Annotated in this window: 13 protein-coding genes; 3 read left to right on the forward strand and 10 right to left on the reverse strand. The window is 72.0% G+C overall.

What is annotated here, in order from left to right:
• Nucleotides 1–7: 7 nt before the first annotated feature.
• From ACO4JP_RS10410 to ACO4JP_RS10440, 7 genes are all read right to left on the reverse strand, one after another.
• Nucleotides 8–2371: an ATP-binding cassette domain-containing protein gene (locus ACO4JP_RS10410; RefSeq protein ID WP_425953621.1), complete on the reverse strand. Its 2364-nt coding sequence runs from the start codon at nucleotides 2369–2371 to the stop codon at nucleotides 8–10.
• Between the two features lie 61 nt (nucleotides 2372–2432).
• A complete protein-coding gene (locus ACO4JP_RS10415; RefSeq protein ID WP_425953622.1) occupies nucleotides 2433–2873 on the reverse strand; it encodes a nitroreductase/quinone reductase family protein in 441 nt (146 codons plus the stop codon).
• Nucleotides 2874–2900: 27 nt separating this feature from the next.
• On the reverse strand, nucleotides 2901–3308 hold the full coding sequence (locus tag ACO4JP_RS10420) for a VOC family protein (RefSeq protein ID WP_425953623.1): 408 nt from the start codon (nucleotides 3306–3308) through the stop codon (nucleotides 2901–2903).
• A gap of 5 nt (nucleotides 3309–3313) precedes the next feature.
• Nucleotides 3314–3757 (reverse strand): helix-turn-helix transcriptional regulator, encoded by a 444-nt coding sequence (locus tag ACO4JP_RS10425; RefSeq protein WP_425953624.1) that lies wholly within the window; start codon nucleotides 3755–3757, stop codon nucleotides 3314–3316.
• Nucleotides 3758–3770: 13 nt separating this feature from the next.
• A complete protein-coding gene (locus tag ACO4JP_RS10430) occupies nucleotides 3771–4484 on the reverse strand; it encodes an alpha/beta fold hydrolase (RefSeq protein WP_425953625.1) in 714 nt (237 codons plus the stop codon).
• Between the two features lie 23 nt (nucleotides 4485–4507).
• Entirely contained in the window at nucleotides 4508–5401 is an 894-nt protein-coding gene (locus tag ACO4JP_RS10435; protein WP_425953626.1) for an LLM class flavin-dependent oxidoreductase, read from the reverse strand.
• Between the two features lie 88 nt (nucleotides 5402–5489).
• Nucleotides 5490–6245, reverse strand: coding sequence for a class I SAM-dependent methyltransferase (locus ACO4JP_RS10440; RefSeq protein WP_425953627.1), 756 nt, complete (start codon nucleotides 6243–6245; stop codon nucleotides 5490–5492).
• Nucleotides 6246–6403: 158 nt separating this feature from the next.
• On the opposite strand from ACO4JP_RS10440, the gene ACO4JP_RS10445 reads away from it, so the two are divergent.
• Complete coding sequence (locus ACO4JP_RS10445) at nucleotides 6404–6994, forward strand: dienelactone hydrolase family protein (RefSeq protein WP_425953628.1); 591 nt, start codon at nucleotides 6404–6406, stop codon at nucleotides 6992–6994.
• 260 nt (nucleotides 6995–7254) lie between these two features.
• Here ACO4JP_RS10445 and ACO4JP_RS10450 read toward each other — a convergent pair whose 3' ends face one another.
• From ACO4JP_RS10450 to ACO4JP_RS10460, 3 genes are all read right to left on the reverse strand, one after another.
• A complete protein-coding gene (locus tag ACO4JP_RS10450) occupies nucleotides 7255–9108 on the reverse strand; it encodes an alpha/beta-hydrolase family protein (RefSeq protein ID WP_425953629.1) in 1854 nt (617 codons plus the stop codon).
• Between the two features lie 425 nt (nucleotides 9109–9533).
• On the reverse strand, nucleotides 9534–10559 hold the full coding sequence (locus tag ACO4JP_RS10455) for an LLM class flavin-dependent oxidoreductase (protein WP_425953630.1): 1026 nt from the start codon (nucleotides 10557–10559) through the stop codon (nucleotides 9534–9536).
• A gap of 99 nt (nucleotides 10560–10658) precedes the next feature.
• On the reverse strand, nucleotides 10659–12431 hold the full coding sequence (locus ACO4JP_RS10460) for a bifunctional metallophosphatase/5'-nucleotidase (RefSeq protein ID WP_425953631.1): 1773 nt from the start codon (nucleotides 12429–12431) through the stop codon (nucleotides 10659–10661).
• Nucleotides 12432–12559: 128 nt separating this feature from the next.
• On the opposite strand from ACO4JP_RS10460, the gene ACO4JP_RS10465 reads away from it, so the two are divergent.
• On the forward strand, nucleotides 12560–13039 hold the full coding sequence (locus ACO4JP_RS10465) for a GNAT family N-acetyltransferase (RefSeq protein ID WP_425953632.1): 480 nt from the start codon (nucleotides 12560–12562) through the stop codon (nucleotides 13037–13039).
• Nucleotides 13040–13073: 34 nt separating this feature from the next.
• Nucleotides 13074–13874 carry an alpha/beta fold hydrolase gene (locus tag ACO4JP_RS10470; RefSeq protein ID WP_425953633.1) on the forward strand — a complete coding sequence of 267 codons (801 nt, stop codon included), beginning with the start codon at nucleotides 13074–13076 and terminating at the stop codon, nucleotides 13872–13874.
• The last annotated feature ends 8 nt before the right edge of the window (nucleotides 13875–13882 follow it).

Raw genomic sequence — 13882 nt, forward strand, 5'->3', positions numbered from 1 at the left:
GCGGCAGTCAGCGTGCGACGTACTGCGCCAGGTGTTGTGCCGTCAGGGTCGTGCCGGCGGCGATGAGGTCGGCGGGCGTCCCTTCGAACACGACGCGTCCGCCGTCGTGCCCGGCGCCGGGGCCGAGGTCGATGATCCAGTCGGCGTGTGCCATGACCGCCTGGTGGTGCTCGATGACGATCACCGAGCGGCCTGCGTCCACGAGCCGGTCCAGCAGCGCGAGCAGGTTCTGGACGTCGGCGAGGTGCAGGCCGGTCGTGGGCTCGTCCAGGACGTAGAGGCCGCCCTTCTCCCCCATCTGGGAGGCGAGCTTGATGCGCTGCCGCTCTCCCCCGGAGAGCGTCGTCAGCGGCTGGCCCAGGTTGACATAACCGAGCCCGACGTCGACGAGCCGGTCGAGGATCGCGTGCGCGGCGGGTAGCGGCGCGGCGCCGTCCGTGGCGAAGAACGCCTCGGCCTCGGCGACCGGCATGGACAGGACCGCGGAGATGTCCTTGCCGCCCAGCTCGTACTCCAGCACGGACGCCATGAACCGCTTGCCGCCGCAGTCCTCGCAGGGCGTGGTCACCGTGTCCATGAAGCCGAGCTCGGTGTAGATGACGCCGTTGCCCTTGCAGGTGGGGCACGCTCCCTCGGAGTTCGCGCTGAACAGCGCCGGCTTGACGCCGTTCGCCTTGGCGAACGCCTTGCGGATCGGTTCCAGCAGGCCGGTGTAGGTGGCCGGGTTGGAGCGCCGCGACCCGCGGATGGCGCCCTGGTCGATGACGACGGCGTCGTCGTGCTTGGCGAGCGAGCCGTGGACCAGGGAGCTCTTGCCCGAGCCGGCCACGCCCGTCACGACCGTCAGTACTCCGAGGGGGATGTCGACGTCGACGTCCTGGAGGTTGTGCTCGGACGCGCCCCGGATCTCGATGGCACCCTTCGGGGGACGCACGGCGTCCTTGATGCGGGCGCGGTCGTCCAGGTGCTTGCCCGTGAGGGTGCCGGAGCCGCGCAGCTCGTCGACCGTGCCCTCGAAGACGATCTCGCCCCCGTCGGGGCCGGCGCCGGGGCCCATGTCGACGACGTGGTCGCCGATCGCGATCGTCTCCGGCTTGTGCTCGACGACGAGCACGGTGTTGCCCTTGTCCCGCAGCTGGAGCAGCAGCGAGTTCATGCGCTGGATGTCGTGCGGGTGCAGGCCGATGGTGGGCTCGTCGAAGACGTAGGTGACGTCGGTGAGCGCGGAGCCGAGGTGGCGCAGCAGCTTGATGCGCTGCGCCTCCCCGCCGCTGAGCGAGCCCGAGGCGCGGTCCAGTGACAGGTAGCCCAGGCCGAGCTCGACGAAGGACGCCAGCGCGGCCTGGAGGGCGCCCAGCAGGGGGCCCGCCTCGGGCAGGTCGAGGCCGCCCAGCCACGCGGTCAGGTCGCTGACCTGCATCTTCGCGACGTCGGCGATGGACCTGCCGTCGATCTTGCACTCGCGCGGGCCGGCCGTGAGCCGTGTGCCCTCGCACTCGGGGCAGGTGCCGAACGTGGCGGCACGCTCCGCGAAGGCGCGGATGTGCGGCTGCATGGCGTCCGGGTCCTTGGAGAAGATCGACTTCTGCAGCTTGGGGATCAGGCCCTCGTAGGACATGTTGATCCCCGCGACCTTGACCTTCGTCGGCGTCTTGTAGAGCAGGTCGTCCCGTTCGCGGACCGTGTAGTCCTTGATCGGCTTGTCGGGGTCGACGAACCCGGACTCGGCGAACGCCTTCACCATCCACCCGTCGGCCGTATACCCCGGCACGAGGATCGCGCCCTCGTGCAGCGACCGGGACTCGTCGACGATCGCGGACAGGTCGAGGTCGGACACCTCTCCCCTGCCCTCGCAGCGCGGGCACATACCGCCGAGGTAGACCTTCTTGCGCACCGTCTGCTTCTCGACGTGGTCGGCGCGCTGGGTCTCGAACATGCCGGACGCCACGGACGTGGGCACGTTGAAGGAGAACGCGGTGGGTGGCCCGACATACGGCTCCCCCACCTTGCTGTAGAGCAGGCGCAGCATGGCGTGGGCGTCGGTCACCGTGCCCACGGTCGAGCGCGGGTTGGCCCCCAGCCGCTCCTGGTCGACGACGATCGCCGTCGTCAGGCCCTCGAGGATGTCGACGTCGGGACGCCCGGTGGACGGCATGTACGTCTGCAGGAACGTCGAGTATGTCTCATTGATCAGGCGCCGCGACTCCGAGGCGATGGTGTCGAACACCAGCGAGCTCTTGCCCGAGCCGGAGACGCCGGTGAACACCGTCAGCCGCCGCTTGGGCAGGTCGACCGTGACGTCCTTGAGGTTGTTCTCCCGCGCGCCCTGCACGCGGATGACGTCGTGGCTGTCGGCGGTGGTCGCGCTCATCGGTGTCCCCCTTGTCGACGCTTCAGGTCAAGGTAGCGGCGCGGCGACGTCCCTGCCGCCGTCATCGGTCCGCCGCGTCGGCGCCGACCAGCTCGACGACGGGGTACGGGCGGCCGGACTTCGCCTGGTACTTCGCGAACCGGGGCACGGCAGACACGATGGCCTGCCACGCCCGCTCCCGCTCGGCGCCGTCGAGCTGGTGCGGCGTCACCGGGACGACGGCGCCGTGCGGCAGCATCACGGACGCCGCCTCGGGGTGGGCGCGCAGGTTGAGGTACCAGTCCGGGTGGTGGTCGCTGCCGCCGGACGCCACGACGAGCCAGCGGCGCTCGCCGTCGGGGAACCAGGCCACGGGCGTCTGCCGCGGCCTGCCGGTGCGGCGGCCCACCGTCTGCAGCACCAGCAGCTCCATGCCCATCATGGTGGCGTTGCCCGACTGGATCTTGGTGATCGCCCGGGCGTTGGCCCGGTGCTGCATCCAGCGGGAGAAGCGGGAGACCATCGGTGCGCCTCCTTCGGTGAGGGTGGCTCAGGCCTGGTCGAGCCGGACCTGGTTGCCCGCCGGGTCGCGGAACGCGGCGTCCCGGATCCCGTACGGCTGGTCGGTCGGCTCCTGGACGACCTCGGCACCGGTCGCGGCGATGCGCTCGAACGTGGCGTCGAGGTCGGGTGTGGCCAGGACGATGGTGGCGAACGTGCCCTTGGCCATCATCTCGGCGATGGTGCGACGCTCGTCCTCGGTGATGCCCGGGTCCGCGGCCGGCGGGTGCAGCACGATGGCCGTGTCGGGCTGGTCCTTGGGGCCGACGGTGATCCAGCGCATCGTGCCCTTGCCGACGTCGAGGCGGACCTCGAAGCCGAGCGCGTCACGGTAGAAGGCCAGGGAGGCCTCGGGGTCGGTGGTGGGAAGGAAGCTGGTGTGAATGGTGATGTCCATGTCCGTCAACCTAGGACCGGGCTGGTACGCCTCGCTTCTCGATTCCTGACCGGTCTGGTGACCCGCTTGACCACGCACGACGGCAGCCCGGCCGCGTCCCCCGCGGCCTCGCGCCGGTACACGCTGGGCGGCATGCCGACCAGCTCCGTGAACCGGGTGCTGAACGTGCCGAGCGAGGAGAACCCGACGGCGAAGCACACGTCGGTCACCGACATGTCGCTGCCGCGCAGCATGGCCATCGCCCGCTCGACGCGCCGCGTCATCAGGTAGCTGTATGGCGACTCGCCGTAGGCGGCCTTGAACTGCCGGCTCAGGTGCCCCGCGGACATGTGCACCCCGCGGGCCAGGGCAGCGACGTCGAGCGGCTGCGCGTACTCCCGGTCCATGCGGTCACGCACACGGCGCAGCAGCGCCAGGTCGCGCACGCGTTCCGGTGAGACGTCGTCCATGAACCCGATCGTGTCACCTCCCGGCGTCGTCAGCAGCGGGGCCCAGGAACGCGGTCACCGCCGAGAGCCAGGCCTCGGGTGCGTCGTCGTGCACCATGTGGCCCGCTCGGATCTCGACGAGCCGGGCGTCGGGCATCCCCGCCACGAGGTCGTGCAGCTCGGCCTGCGGCATGGTGCTGTCGGGGCCGCCCGCGATGACGAGCGTCGGCGCGGCGATGCGCTGCGCGTCGGCGAACCAGTTGGGGTCGGGGTCGCTGCGCTGGGCGCGGATCGCGTTGACGACGGGCCAGTCGAACGGCAGCTCCTCGTCGGGCTCGTCGAACGGGTCGTACTGCCGCCCGCCGCGCTCGGGGCCGGCGTCCTCCAGTACGAGGCGCCGCACGCGGTCCGGCTCGGCGATCGCGACGAGCACCGCCGTCAGCGCCCCCATGGAGTGCCCGACGACGTCGGCCTCGTCGATCGCGAGCGCCTCCAGGAAGCCGGTCGCGTCGTCGCGCAGCCGCTCGAAGGTGTACTCCCCCCGGCCGCTGCCGCCGTGCCCGCGGGCGTCCGGTGCCAGCACGCGGTACCCGAGCGCGGCCAGCGGCTCGAGCAGCGGGTCCCAGGACACCGAGCCCTCGCCCAGGGCGTGCAGCAGGAGGAGCGGTGGGGCGGCCGGGTCGCCCGCCTCCCTGTAGGAGACGGTCAGCCCGGCGACGTCGACGGAGCGGAGCGTGTGCGTGGTCATAGGGTCCACGCTGCCATCGACCCCTACCGGCCCGCTAGCCTCGCGACCGTCGGGGCGAAGGTCTCCATGAGCTCGTCCGCGACCAGGAGGTACGACAGGCCGAGCCGGTCGCGTCGCTCCAGGAGCTGCTCGGCGGCCCGCTCCGGGTCTCCGGCGACGGCCGCCACCGACCCGTCGAGCGCAGCGGGGTCCAGCCGTCCGGCGAGGTAGCGGGGCACGGCGTCGCCCACGGCCATGAGGTTGACGTTGACCTCCACCCGGCGCCCGGCCGCGGCGGCGGCGACCTGTTCGGCCAGCTTTGCGGCCGCGGCCAGGTCGGTCTGCGGCGGCACGCCGAGCGCGACGACGTCGGCCGCCGACCCTGCGAGGCGCAGCATGCGCGGCCCGTGGGCGGCGATCAGCAGCGGCACCGGCGGCACGTCCAGGCCGGGCGGGAGGATGCGCGCATCGTGAGCCGTGTAGTGCGGACCGTCGACGGTGACCGTCTCGCCCGCGAGAAGGCTGCGCACGATCGCCACCGACTGCTCCAGGCGCGAGACCCGCAGGCCGGGCGCGCCCCACGGCAGCCCGAGCATCGCGAAGTCCGCCTCGGCGGCGGGGCGGCCCGCGCCCAGCCCGAGCTCGAACCGGCCGCCGGTCAGGACGGCGAGCGTGGCGGCCTCCTTGGCGACGGCGACCGGGTGCCGCAGGTCGTTCGCCAGGACGTACGTGCCCACCCGCAGCCGGGCAACCGCCTGCGCGGCGTGCGCGAGCGCCGGGAACACCGCCAGGCCGTGGGCCACGGTGTCGGGCATGACCAGCGTGTCGTAGCCGAGCTGCTCCACGCGACGAGCGAGGTCGGTCCACGCGGACCCCGTGGGGGCCTGCGCGGCGACGACGCCGAACCTGAACGGGTGGGTGCTGGAGGTGGTGGTCATGCTTCGAGGCTCCGCCCGGACGCGGCGTGGCGCGTCACCCTGGGGTGCCGTGCCGGACGGTACCGGGGTCGGTCCCGCTGGTGGGCGGTCAGCGTTCGAGGAGCAGCTGCCAGGCGAACCCGATCCGGTTGAAGGGTTCGCGGTCGCACAGCTGGACCTCGAGCGCCAAGAGCTCCTCGAAGAAGGCGGGGTCGTGCTTGGCGGTGTTGTCGACCAGCAGATCATTCGCGATCCGGATGCCGTACAGGCCGGCGACCGAAAGGCCTGCCACTTCTGCCTCCGCCTGGATCGCCTGCACCTCGACCTTTCGCGCGTCGGTCTTAAAAGTCTCGACCGTCGCTCGCTCGGCGTGGAGCTCTGCGAGCGCCGCCGTGGGGCCGGCGTTGAGCAGCTCGCGCAGGATCCGCCCGGCCGGGTTGACGTCCATGAGGGAGAGGCGCCCTCCGGGTCGGACTCGTCGTGCAAGGGCGTCGACGTCGCCGGCGTCGGCGGGCCGGTAGCGGAGCACGAAGTGGCAGAGGACCAGGTCCCATTCGCCGGCGGGCAGGTCGTCCAGGCCGCCGCGGATCGTGGTGATCTCGGTGCCTGCTGCTTCGGCCCGCCGGTGAGCCTCGCTGAGCCACGACTCGGAGGGATCCACGATCGTGACGTCGTGCCCGGCCGCGGCCAAGGGCAGTGCGTCCATGCCGTCTCCGCCGCCGACGTCGAGCACCCGGATCCGGGCCCCGAGCCGGGTGCTCTCGCGGCGTAGCACCTCACCGACGACGCCGTATCGGATCCGGGCCCACGGTGTCTGCGTGTACTCACGCCATGCCGTCAGGTGTTCGCTGAACACGTCTTCCACGCGGCCTAGTGTGCTCGACCGTCACGGGGCCGTCGGACGCCCGGAGTGCCACGGTCGGTGCAGCCCTCGCGCACGGTGCCTCTCGGCGGGTCGCGGGGCGCCCGCGCACCCGTGCGGGCCGCTGCGTAGCCTGGCGGGCCGCTGCGTAGCCTGGCGGTATGGCCGAGGTCGTGCTCTTTCACCATGCGGGCGGGCTCACCGACGGGGTGCGCGCCTTCGCCCGGATGCTGCAGGACGACGGGCACACGGTCCACACGCCCGACCTCTTCGAAGGGCGCACGTTTCCCGTCACCCGCGAGGGTGTCGCCTGGGCAGACGCAGTAGGCGAGGACGTGTTCGCGGGCAGGGCGGCTGAAGCCGTCGCCTCGCTGCCACCGCACCTGGTCTACGGCGGCATGTCGATGGGCGCTGCACGCGCGGCCGAGCAGGTGCTGGCCCGGCCGGGGGCGTTGGGGGCGTTCTTCCTGTACGGCACGGTCGCGCCGTCCTGGTGGGAGGCGACCTGGCCGGCGGGGGTGCCGTCGCAGGCCCACGTGTCGGCGGGTGACGAGTTCCGCGAGCCGGACGCCGAGGCGGAATATGCCCAGGTCCCGGGGGCGGAGCTCTTCGTGTACCCGGGCGAGGGTCACCTGTTCGCCGAGCCGGGCCACCCCGACTTCGACCCGACGGTCGCGGCGACCGCGACTGGGCGGGTGCTCACGTTCCTGCGGCTGGTCGGCGCCGGCGCAAAGCCAGTGCCCCGTCGTTAACCGAGCGCGGCAAGCGGAGGTCACCCAATCACGACGGGACCTTGGCGGCGACCGTCCCGCGCTACTCATTCGCGCTCGCAAACGATAGCCCGCCTCCCACGGAGGAAGGCGGGCTACCGGCTTTCGGACAGGAGGGCTCGAACACGGTCCCAAGCGCCCGGTCTGCGGTCAGGATCCATTGACCGTGAAGGGGATAGGCCGAGCAGTGCCAGCGCTGATCTGCGCCTGACCTCGGACGGCGTCTGCCGGGATGGTGATGGCTAGGGACGCGGCGAAGTGACAGGTTCGGCCTCGTGGAAGAGCCGTTCGCGGACCTGTTCCCGCTGAGCCAGGGCGGCCTCCACCCGCACGAGCTGCTCCTCTGCCGCGCCCAGGCTATAGACCTCGTTGATGAAGCGGGTCAGATCCGGCCGGTAGTCGTGCTTCGACGCCTGGTAGAGGCCTGGAGTCTGCGCGTTCTTCATGTCCACGAGCAGCTGCATGAAGGTCGTGATCGGTCGCCAACGCATTCTCGGCGGGACTCCCCGCTGGCTGTACGGCGACACGTCCTCGATCGGTGACCTCGGGCCTTGAAGCCATGCGGGCTGCCGAAGCAACAGGTCGGTGCCGAACTTGGTCACGCCGTCGTTGTCGTGGCTCACCATGACGTACCTCAGTCGGCTGCGGCGCGGGTCCGGCATCGCCTCGACCTGGCCGAAGTCGTTGACGACCGCCACAAGGTCCTCGTCCGTGTCGGCCCGTCCGCCACGGACGACCTCCTGGGCCCAGCGACTGGCGTAGGGAGTTCCCACCCACAGTGCGCGCTCGATGCCCAGTGCTCGCAGCCCGAGCGTTCCCCAGTGGAGGAACACGTCCTGGCTGGTGTGGGCTCCGAGGCTCTCGCCGAACAGGACGACTCTCGGGCGCCGCTCGCCCGGCAGGTCGCGCACGCGCTCGACGACCCTCGACCACAGGAGGCGGTTCTGCTCACGCGCATCGTCGATCATGCCCAGCGACAGCGGCGATGGACGCTTGGAGTACTGGAGGGTCACCGTTGCTACGTCGCCGCGGGTGAGGTACTGGGCAGCGGCGACGGCGCAGTAGTTGACGTATCCGGTTCCGGTCGGAGACACCAGCATGACGAGTGAGCGGTCCCACGCCCCTGTTCGGTCCATCTCAGCCAGCGCCAGCTCGACGCGAGCCTTCGGCGATGGCGCGTTGTCGAGTCCCACGTAGACCTCCACCGGGTCGTCGATCGCCGGCTCGCCGGTCACCGTGGAAATGGACAGGTCCGGAAGCCCGGCCGGCCGACCCGCCCAGGGACGGGCCCGAACCGTCGTGAGCACGTGCCGCCGTCCCTCACGACCCATGCCCTTCCAGGTGACCAGGCTGGCGTCGCTCCCGCTGCACGTCGCCAGGACCGCTGAGCTGTCCTCCCCGCTCTCGAGGACCGGATCGACCGTGGTGGTGGCCCTTTCGATCCGTTGCATTGCTCGTTGCCACGCCATAGAGGTGGCGCCACCCACGATGGAGAGGACCGCCGCGTGGCCAGCCAGGCGCCACGTGAGGGCCGATCCGGGCAGCCGTGCAGCCAGCGCCCCACCGAGCGCCGAGGCCAGCCGAGCTTCGCCGACCGCCAGGGCGGCGACCCCGGCGGTGACACCCAGGCCCGCGCCCAAGGACCCGGCCAAGACCACGAGGCCCGGCGTCGGGGAGACTGGACCCTCGTCCACCACAGTGCGCCGGCGGTTCCATTCGAGACCGGCTGCGACGAGGACTCCTATGGGCACAGCCAGCGGCAGTCGCGACAGCCGCCCGTGTGTGCCGAGGCGGCGGTCGAGGCTCGTGGCGACCCAGTCGCCGCCGATGACCAGCACGCCCCCGAGCCCCGTGGCGGCGCTCCGCCACGCCGCCTGCCGAAGGACGCTCCGTAAGGCCCGCTCGTCCTCGCGCACAGGAAGGGCGCGTGCGACGCCGAGCCCCAACGGGACGGTGACGGCGTTGACGAGCAGAAGCCGTGACCGCACATCCCCGGCCCGGCTCGTCGACGGCAGGGCCGACACTACGGCGGCGAGCGTGTCCTGGGTGGCGACCGTCGCCGCATACGACAGGACGGTCACGACGCCGGTGATCACGGCCTGGTCGCCCAACGACCGTGGACCCAGAGAGCGTTCCAACGTCTGCGGCGCCATAGCCGAGGCGGCGAGCAGGCCGGTCTGCTCCGCATGCCGGCTGAGCAGACTCTGAGCGGTCCCGGCGATGGCCGTGGCCTCGGGGCGAGGAAGAGGACTCGAACCGCTCACTGTTCGTCCTTCCGGCCGTAACCCACGCCGTCCACGGACAGCACGCCACTGTCTCCGAGGTGAAAGTCTCGTTGGAGGGCCGGCTGGGTCGCCTCATTCTGAGCGGGTGACCTCGGCCGCTGCCGGACGTGGCTTCGCCGGATGAGCTAGCTGAGCAGCCGCCCTGGCCAGAATCGGCCCGCCTCGGGGATACGGCCGCGGCTTCCCAGGCGATCGCAAAGTGGGAGCAGTGGCGATGAGATCGACGTCGAGCGCCGTCATCGCCAGCCCAGGGCCGGGGCCACGTGCGTGAGGATCGCCTCCATCACGTGCGCGTTGTACTCGACGCCGAGCTGGTTGGGCACCGTGAGCAGCAGGGTGTCGGCGGCGGCGACCGCCTCGTCGCCCGCGAGCTCGGCGATCAGCGCGTCGGGCTCGGCCGCGTAGGAGCGGCCGAAGATCGCGCGGGTGGTCTCGTCGATCATGCCGACCTGGTCGGTGTCGTCGCCCCTGCCGCCGAAGTAGGCGCGGTCCTCGTCGCTGACCAGCGCGAAGATCGACCGGCTGACCGACACGCGCGGCGTGCGCTCGTGCCCGGCCGCCTTCCATGCCTCGTGGAACGCCTCGATCTGCTTGCGCTGCTGGACGTGGAAGGGCTCGCCCGTCTCGTCGTCCTTGAGCGTGGAGCTCATGAGGTTCATGCCCAGCTCCCCCGCCCAGCGCGCGGTCGCGTCCGAGCCGGCGCCCCACCAGATCCGCTCCCGCAGGCCCTCGGAGTAGGGCTCGACGCGCAGCAGCCCGGGCGGGTTCGGGAACATCGGGCGGGGGCTGGGTTGCGCGAACGCGCGCCCTTCGATCACCTGCAGGAACGTCTGGGCGCGCTTGCGTGCCATGTCGGCCGGGGTGTCGCCCTCGGCGGGCTCGTACCCGAAGTAGCGCCACCCGTCGACCACCTGCTCGGGTGACCCCCGGGAGATGCCGAGCTGCAGGCGCCCGCCCGCGATGAGGTCCGCGGCCCCGGCGTCCTCCGCCATGTACAGCGGGTTCTCGTACCGCAGGTCGATGATGCCCGTGCCGATCTCGATGCGGCTGGTCCGGGCGCCGACGGCGGCGAGCAGCGGGAATGGTGAGCCCAGCTGCCGGGCGAAGTGGTGCACGCGGAAGTAGGCGCCGTCGGCCCCGAGCTCCTCGGCCGCGACGGCCAGCTCGATCGACTGCAGCAGCGCGTCGGAGGCGGACTGGGTGCGGGACGTCGGGTGGGGCGTCCAGTGGCCAAAGGAGAGGAACCCGATCTTCTTCTTCACGGGGTCTTTCAACCGTTCAGGAATCCCAGTGATTCCTATTTCCTGCAACCCCCTGACGCCCGCGGGTGGGCGGCATGCCGCCGCCCACCCGCGAGACCGTCAACCCAGCGCGATCCGGTTCAGCGCCGGCGGTGCGACCGGCGAGCTGGCCGTCAGGTAGGCCGCGAACGCGTCGAGGTCGATCGGGCCGCTCCAGATCAGCGAGCGGTCCGGCTGCAGGAAGACGGAGAACCCGTCGCCGCCGCCGACCAGGAAGTTGTTCGCCGCGACCTTGTACGTCGCCGCCGGGTCCACGGGCACGCCGTCGATCGTGATGCCGGAGACCTTGTCCCCGAACGCGTTGGCCGGCGTGTACGTGTAGTGCAGCGACGCCGACGGCTGCAGCACCGCGGTGCGAGCCGCGGTCCACTGCTGCTCCAGCAGCGCGTCGAGCTGTGCGCCCGTCAGCGGGATCACCTGCATGAGGTTGCTGAACGGCTGCACCGCGAACGCCTCGCCGTAGGTGACGACGCCGTCGGGCGCGTAGGACAGGTCGGCGCGCACGCCGCCCGGGTTCATCAGTGCGACCTGCGCGCCGCCGCCGGCCTTCGTGGCCCACAGCTGGCCGTCGGCGATGACGTCGCCCAGCGTGGTCTCCCCGGTCGGGGCGGCGACGCGCGTCAGGTCGGCGGTGATGGATCCGATCGCCTTGTCGGAGACGGCCGACACGCGCTGCTTCCAGGTGTCGACGAACGCCGCGGTGGCCGGGTCGGGCGCGATGTCGTGCGTCACCACGTGGTTGTCGACCGTCACCGAGGAGCGCACGATCTCGCCGCTCTTGCGATCGACGGTGAAGTCGGCCTGCGAGATGACGCGGCCGAACGAGCCGCCCTGGCTGTACAGGCGCGGGTGGCCGGCCGGGTCGGTGACCTGGCAGACGTACGCCTGGTGCGAGTGGCCGGCAAGGATCAGGTCGATCTGCGGGTCCACCTGCTGCGCGATGAGGGTGCCCGCCCCGGCGGAGCCGTCCGGGTTGGCCGTCGTCGAGCACGAGTCGGGCGACTTGCCGGACAGCACGTTGTCGCCCTCGTGCACCAGCAGCACCTGGGCGTCGACGCCGAGCAGGTCGAGCAGCTGGGAGCCGAACTCTGCCGACTTCACCACCGACGTGAACGACAGGCCCTGGATGCCCGACGCCGTCACGATGGTCGGCGTCGTCTCGGTGACCGCGCCGATGAACCCGATCCTGACGCCGTTGACCTGCCGCACCGCGATCGGCGGCAGCGCGGGGACGCCGTACTCGGCGACCAGCTTCTTCAGCTGGCCCTGCGGCACCTGCTGGAGAACCTCGAAGCCGGGCAGCGTGGGCAGCGCGGTCGCGCCGTCGAGCAGCACGTTGGCGCCCAGGTAGGTGAAGTCCGTGCCCTGCCACGGGCCGGCCGGCGAGCCGTCGACCGGGTGGCTGCCGCCGGTGATGAGCCGGGACAGCTCCGCGTAGCCCTCGTCGAACTCGTGGTTGCCGACGGCGGAGGCCGTGATGCCGAGGTCGTTCATGAACTGCAGCGTGGGCTCGTCGTGGAACGCGGCGGAGACGAGCGGCGAGGCGCCGATGAGGTCGCCCTCGGCGACCTTCAGCGTGTTCTCGTTCTCCAGCTGCTTCATCCACGCCGCGACATACGCGGCGCCGCCCGCCTCGACGGTGACGCCGTTCTCGTCGACCATGCGCCCCGACGAGCCCGTCGGGACGTCGAGGTTGCCATGGAAGTCGTTGAGGGCCAGCAGCCGGACCGGGACGTTGCCGTTCGGGGTCGCCGTGGCGACCCCGGCGACGCCGACGGCGGTGACGGCGGCCAGGGCCGCCGCGGCCAGGACGGAGGTGGTGCGTTGGTGCATCGGTGCTCCCTGAAGTCGGTGGACGTGCGGGACCATGCAGGCACTCGGGCCGGGAACACTTCACCAGAGATGAAGGCGGCCTGCCAGGGGCAACCGCGCCGAAACACGCGCGGGCTACCGTGGCGCGCGTGAGCGAGCTCCCCCCGGCCGTGACCGTCGACTCCCCCGCGCGCCCCGACGTCGTCGCCCTCCTCGACCAGCACCTGGCCGACATGTACGCGACCTCCCCCGCCGAGTCCGTGCACGCCCTGGACCACGCGGCGCTCGCGGACCCGCGGGTCACGTTCCTCACCGCGCGAGCCGCCGACGGCACCCTGCTCGGGTGCGGGGCGATGCAGCAGCTCACCGCCGACCACGGCGAGCTGAAGTCGATGCGCACCGCCGACGGCGCCCGCGGCCGCGGCGTCGCGACCGCCATCCTCGCCCGCCTGCTCGCGCTCGCCGCGGCCCGCAGCTACGCGCGCGTCAGCCTCGAGACCGGCCCGCAGGACTACTTCGCAGCCGCCCGCCGCCTCTACGCGCGGCACGGGTTCGTCGAGTGCCCGCCCTTCGGCACCTACGCCCCGGACCCCTACAGCGTGTTCATGACACTCGACCTTTCGGCATGACGGGCGTCACGCCGTCGCCCTATAGCGTGGGGGCATGCTGCTCGCCCACGACGACGCCTCGCCCGCCGGCGAGGCCGCGCCCACCATCGTCCTGCTCCACGCCGGCGTCGCCGACCGGCGCATGTGGGACCCCGTCGCCGCACCCCTGAGCCACGCCTTCCGCGTGGTGCGCCCGGACCTGCGCGGCTACGGCGACTCCCCGCTGCCGCCCGAGGAGTACGCCGACGCCGACGACGTCGCCGCCCTGCTCGACCACCTCGGCATCGCGGACGCCGCCGTCGTGGGCGCCTCCCTCGGCGGGCGCGTCGCGCTCGAGCTCGCCACCCGGCACCCCGCACGCGTACGGCAGCTCGTGCTGCTCTGCCCCGGCCTGCGCGGCGTCGAGCCGACCGCCGACGCCGAGACCTACGAGGCCACCGAGACCGCGCTGCTCGACGCCGGTGACGTCGAGGGCGCCGTGCGGCTCAACGTCGCCACCTGGCTCGGCGAGGCCGCGCCGCTGTCGGCGCGCGAGGCGCTCGCGGCGATGCAGCGCCGGGCGTTCGAGGTGCAGCTGGCCGCCGACGCCGCCGAGGCCGCGACCGGGCAGGGGCCGCGCCCGGCGCGGGTCGACGTCGACCTGCAGCGCGTGAGCGTGCCGACGCTCGTCGTCTCCGGCGGGCACGACCTGGAGCAGTTCCGCAAGATCGCCGCGCACGTGGCGACGTCGGTACCGGGCGCGGAGCACATGGAGCTGCCGTGGGCGGCGCACCTGCCCGCGCTCGAGCGGCCGGACGCCGTCGTCGCGCTCCTGCTGGACACGCTGCGCGACGACCCGGACGTCCACGCGCCGTAGCACCCACC

Origin of the sequence: Xylanimonas sp. McL0601, from assembly GCF_049852175.1 — a bacterium.
Lineage (GTDB): Bacteria > Actinomycetota > Actinomycetes > Actinomycetales > Cellulomonadaceae > Xylanimonas.